Here is a 5,423-nt window from a genome sequence, read left to right as displayed (position 1 = left end):
TAGATAAGTATTTATATCGCTTTGTAAAACGAATCACCTTTTATAAAGCCATATGAATACAAGCATCACTTATGATTTTGCTTACTTATTGAACGTATCTTTATCGCCCCCTTTAGCAAATAGGAAACCTATCAACGATGGCACATGACCATATCGCAATACGCGGCGCACGCACACACAATCTAAAAAATATCGACCTAGACATTCCACGAGATAAATTTGTGGTGATTACGGGTCTATCAGGCTCTGGTAAATCTTCGCTCGCATTTGACACCTTATATGCCGAAGGGCAACGCCGTTATGTTGAGAGCCTATCTGCTTACGCGCGCCAATTCCTCTCGCAAATGGAAAAACCTGAGGTCGATAGTATCGAGGGTCTGTCCCCTGCGATTGCTATTGAGCAAAAATCGACCAACCACAACCCACGCTCTACGGTCGGCACGATTACCGAGATTTATGATTACTTACGTCTGCTCTATGCACGCATCGGTACGCCATACTGTCCTGAACATGGCGAGCCAATGGTGGCGCAGTCAGTCACCGAAATGGTCGATCAAATTATGGCATTGCCAGCTGATACCAAGCTTATGATATTGGCACCCGTTATTCGTGAGCGTAAAGGTGAGCATACTGTCTTGCTTGAGCAGCTCATCGGTCAAGGTTTTGTACGGGTACGTGTCGACGGTGATGTCTATGATACTGACGAGCTGCCGACGCTGGATAAGAAAAAGAAACATACCATCGAAGTCGTGGTTGACCGTTTTAAAGTCCGTGACGACTTGGGTAACCGTGTCGCTGAAAGTTTGGAAACAGCTCTTCGCTTGGGTCAAGGACTGGTTACCCTACACTTCATGGATGGTAATCCAAAAGAAGGTGGTGATGACAATCAAGTCATGTCGGCTAAGCACTCCTGCCCTGTCTGTGACCGTGCCGTACCAGAGCTTGAGCCGCGCATGTTCAGTTTTAATAATCCATACGGCGCGTGTCCAAGCTGTGATGGCCTTGGCAAACGTCAATACTTCTCTGCTGAGAAGCTGATCACTCATCACGAAAAATCGCTCAATCAAGGCGCGATTAATGGTTGGGACAAACGCCATGCTTACTATTTTGGCTTACTAAGTACAGTCTGTCAGCATTTCGATATTGATATGGATGCCCCATGGCAAGACCTGAGTAAAAAACAGCAAGACCTCATCATGCAAGGTTCTGGTAAAGAGAAACTAACCTTTAACTTTACCGATGAGCGCGGTCGCAAAACCAATAAAACCGTTCCATTTGAAGGAGTGCTTCCGTATTTAGAACGCCGTTATGCCAAGACACAAAGCAACCTCGTTCGTGATGAGCTGGCAAAATACTTGGCAGATACCACTTGTAATGTCTGCGATGGCGCGCGTCTCAATGAAATCTCGCGCAATGTCCGTGTCGATGGACAAACCATCGCAGAAATCGTCAAACTCTCTATCGGTGATGCTGCCGACTATTATAAGACCCTAAAAATCGATGGTCATAAAGGCGAAGTCGCAGAAAAAATCTTTAAAGAGATCAACGAGCGTTTGAATTTCCTAGTAAGTGTTGGCCTAGACTATCTGACACTCGCCCGCTCTGCCGAAACCTTATCAGGCGGTGAAGCGCAGCGTATCAGACTTGCCAGTCAAATTGGTGCTGGTCTCATGGGCGTCATGTATGTACTCGATGAGCCATCTATCGGCCTACATCAACGTGACAATGATCGCCTGCTAAAAACCCTCACGCGCTTGCGTGATTTGGGTAATACCGTACTGGTCGTAGAACACGATGAAGATGCGATTCGCCAAGCGGATCACGTCATCGACATCGGTATCGGTGCGGGTGTGCATGGTGGTCACGTGATTGCACAAGGTACAGTCGATGACATCATGGCAAATAAAGAATCGCTGACTGGGCAATACATGTCTGGTAAGAAAAAAATTGAAATTCCAACCGTTCGTCATACTGCCAAAACCATGGATGTCGAAGTCAAAGGTAAGGCTAAATCCAAAAAAGCCCCGATGACCATCGAGCTAAAAGGCGCCTCAGGCAATAATTTGCATAAGGTGGATTTGACCATACCTGTCGGTGTCATGACTTGTGTGACTGGCGTATCTGGTTCGGGTAAATCGACGCTGATTAACCGCACACTTATGCCGTTGGCGGCGACGCAATTAAATAATGCCTCAACCCTGATCGCCGATAAATTTGAAAGTATTAGCGGTCTTGAGCATTTGGACAAAATGGTCGATATCGATCAAAGCCCAATTGGTCGTACACCGCGCTCAAACCCTGCAACTTATACTGGCGTGTTTACCCCTGTGCGTGAGATGTTCGCACAGACACAAGAAGCGCGTGCTCGTGGCTATAAGCCTGGTCGTTTTAGCTTTAACGTAAAAGGCGGACGCTGTGAAATGTGTCAAGGTGATGGTCTTATCAAAGTTGAGATGCATTTCTTACCAGATATGTATGTGCCCTGCGATAGCTGTGAGGGCAAGCGCTACAACCGTGAGACGTTAGAGATTCACTATAAAGGCAAGAGTATCGCTGAAGTGCTTGACATGACCGTTGAAGATGCCACTGAGTTTTTCTCAGCGATTCCAGCGATTTATCGTCGTCTGCAAGCCTTGATGGATGTTGGTCTAGGCTATATTCGCTTGGGTCAGTCTGCACCAACCTTATCTGGTGGTGAAGCGCAACGGGTTAAACTGGCTCGTGAACTGGCCAAGCGTGATACTGGACAGACGCTCTATATCTTAGATGAGCCAACGACCGGCTTGCACTTCCATGATATCGATAAGTTGCTCACTATTCTGCATGCCCTACGTGATAAAGGTAATACCATCGTGGTCATCGAGCACAACTTAGATGTAATCAAAACGGCAGATTGGGTGATTGATCTCGGCCCTGAAGGCGGTAAAGGTGGTGGTATGATCATCGCCGAAGGCACGCCTGAGCAAGTGGCAGAAGTTAAAGAATCCTATACTGGTGTATTCTTAAAACCGATGCTTGAGCAAGGTATGAAAGAAGTCAGCTAGTTTTATTCTAAATTTATAACGACATCAGAGCTATCCTATCAGGATGGCTTTTTTGTTGAACGAGTGATTAGGCAATGAAGAATACTCTTACTTTTATTTGTCAACTATAGGCGATTCACTATAAAGTAAATACAGCGATACGAATGATATAGTTGAGTTCAAATAATTTCGATATAAGGAAACCGATTGCAAGCGATACATTAGTATGGTTAGCGAGTATGACGATGTAGCGGATTTATATGGATTTGACTATATTTTGCGCAGCCTTTTCCTGTACAAGCACAGCAAGCAAAAAAATGTATCTTTGTATCGCTACACCTCTTTTATGTAGGATTGACTATGACGTACACACATATAACCTATATCCGTAACGCGTATAAATTTATAACCATTTTTTTCAATTAACGACTCGACATAATGATGAGACATGACATGGATCAACACACCAAAGCAAAAGGCAATAACTCAAACTTGATGATTCATTTAGGGCCAGAAGCGCTCATTATTCATAACCGTTATCAAGTCCTCAGTATTGTTAATGATATATTGATTGGTGTTTGGTTTTTGGTAGGGAGTATTATGTTTTTATATCCCTCATGGAAAGAGATCGGAACGTATCTGTTTATTGCTGGTAGCGTGGAGATGTTGATTCGTCCTGTCACACACTTTGCCCACCGCGTGCACCTAAAGAAATATACCACGGTAAATATCGCTACTTCTAATGATACTCTGAGTCTATTTTAAGACGTGGCAGGTAGGATGTGGCAAATCTTGAGAAACGACTTTTAGAGCTTGTTGATACTGAAGAACTTCGGACTATTGCGCTAACTGGTGAATGAATGATCTAGGCCCTGAAGGCGTTAAAAATAGTGGGATGATTATCGTGAAAGGCTACTCTTTATAGGGCGGCCTTTTTATTGAGTGGTATTAAGATATCAATTTTCAAACTATACGGTTCTGTTGCGTTACCTTTCTTAATCTTTATTAAAGATACTTAAAAGTCGAATGTATTAATATTTAAATGCTTCAACATTATGCGTAAACACATACGAGATAGAAACAACTAATTAATAACGATATAGCACGCACGAATTGATGCTCATCACTCTTGTATGACCTCTGAAACTCTTAAGGATCTCTCATGAAAAAACTACTATTTATCGTCTTAGCATCTACTGTTGGCGTTGCTGCCTGTGCATCAAGCGGAACATCAAACGGCACAAGCGATCACCAGCATCAAAGACCAGCTATGTCAGCGGATATGAAACAAGCCATGGACGATTGCGCTAGAAACAATGGTGTGAAAATGACTAAAGATAGTCGCCCAAACAAAAGTGATATGAAGAAAATAGATTCGTGCATGAGTGCAAAAGGCTATGACAAGCCTGCAGGCCAAAGTCGTCACTAATAACTGATGTTTTTTAGATACTCATTGATAAAAGGCCACTCTTTATAGGGTGGTTTTTTTGTTCTAAATTTGACTAAGGCTTAATTCTGTAGTGGTCACACATCTTATCTCTTATACCTTGAAGCATAACGTTCGCTTTAATCGATAGGCTCTATATTAAAAATAATTACATTAGCATGCATACTCTAAATTCTGGGAGTCTGCTGATAAAAGTCCATATATGGTGGTTATTAGTTCGTTTGTTCATTTCGTATTAATACAAATGCTAGCAATCATCGCCTATATTATTGCGAATGCAGCAAGCTATACTTCATTTCCATTTTTCATTCCGTCTATTTTAAATGATGTGTTCATCATTCTAATTAGGCTTTTGGGTTATGGTTTATGGTTTATTTCTTTATAGTTTATTATTAGCTACGTCTGCTTGTATGGCTATCTATCGGATGTCAGGGCTATATGCTACTTTCAAAGCTAAATATGAGTTAGAATAAAAACCAACAATAGTAATATATTACATAACCACTTATGAATAGCGAAAACCCAGACCAAACACCTACTGTCTCACTGAGTAGTAAGCTAGCTGATCTAATAAAAGAGAAGTCCTGGGCGATTATTGGTAGTTTGTTGAGTAGCTCGATAATCGCCTACCTTTCTTCACGCTTTTTTATTAAGTTTTACTTAGTAGAAATTGGCTACCCGTCACTAACCTATAATGCATTGCTAGATAATAGTGCTGTGTCAGCATTGACGTTCGGAATTTTTACAGTATTAGTCGGCTTCCTATTTGCTTTCTGCATTGCACCAGCAATTTTGAGATGGTTATATATTGAGCAGCTAGATCTATATGAAGAATTACATCAAAAATACAAGAATCCCATAAGTACTTTTCTGTTTATCTGCTTATCGTTACCACTCCTTATACTAGTACCAGAAAAAAACATTCCCCTAATTGAAAAAAAATATTTCATATA

At 42.0% G+C, this 5,423-nt stretch carries 4 protein-coding genes; all 4 read left to right on the top strand.

What is annotated here, in order from left to right; genetic code table 11:
* The first annotated feature begins 137 nt into the window (after positions 1-137).
* Positions 138-3,044 carry an excinuclease ABC subunit UvrA gene (uvrA, locus tag ACT3SX_RS13765; protein ID WP_192520628.1) on the top strand — a complete coding sequence of 969 codons (2,907 nt, stop codon included), beginning with the start codon at positions 138-140 and terminating at the stop codon, positions 3,042-3,044.
* Between the two features lie 432 nt (positions 3,045-3,476).
* Positions 3,477-3,788 carry a YrhK family protein gene (locus ACT3SX_RS13760; protein WP_192520629.1) on the top strand — a complete coding sequence of 104 codons (312 nt, stop codon included), beginning with the start codon at positions 3,477-3,479 and terminating at the stop codon, positions 3,786-3,788.
* 397 nt (positions 3,789-4,185) lie between these two features.
* Positions 4,186-4,452: a hypothetical protein gene (locus ACT3SX_RS13755; RefSeq protein WP_192520630.1), complete on the top strand. Its 267-nt coding sequence runs from the start codon at positions 4,186-4,188 to the stop codon at positions 4,450-4,452.
* Between the two features lie 525 nt (positions 4,453-4,977).
* Positions 4,978-5,423, top strand: a 446-nt coding sequence (locus ACT3SX_RS13750) for a hypothetical protein (protein ID WP_444761784.1), incomplete at its 3' end; no start/stop codon positions are given.

The organism is Psychrobacter sp. AOP31-B2-9, from assembly GCF_052378005.1.
In the GTDB taxonomy this organism is placed as follows: Bacteria; Pseudomonadota; Gammaproteobacteria; order Pseudomonadales; family Moraxellaceae; genus Psychrobacter.
The sequence above is the reverse complement of the archived record's forward strand: the minus strand, read 5'-3'. Positions and strand labels throughout refer to the sequence as shown.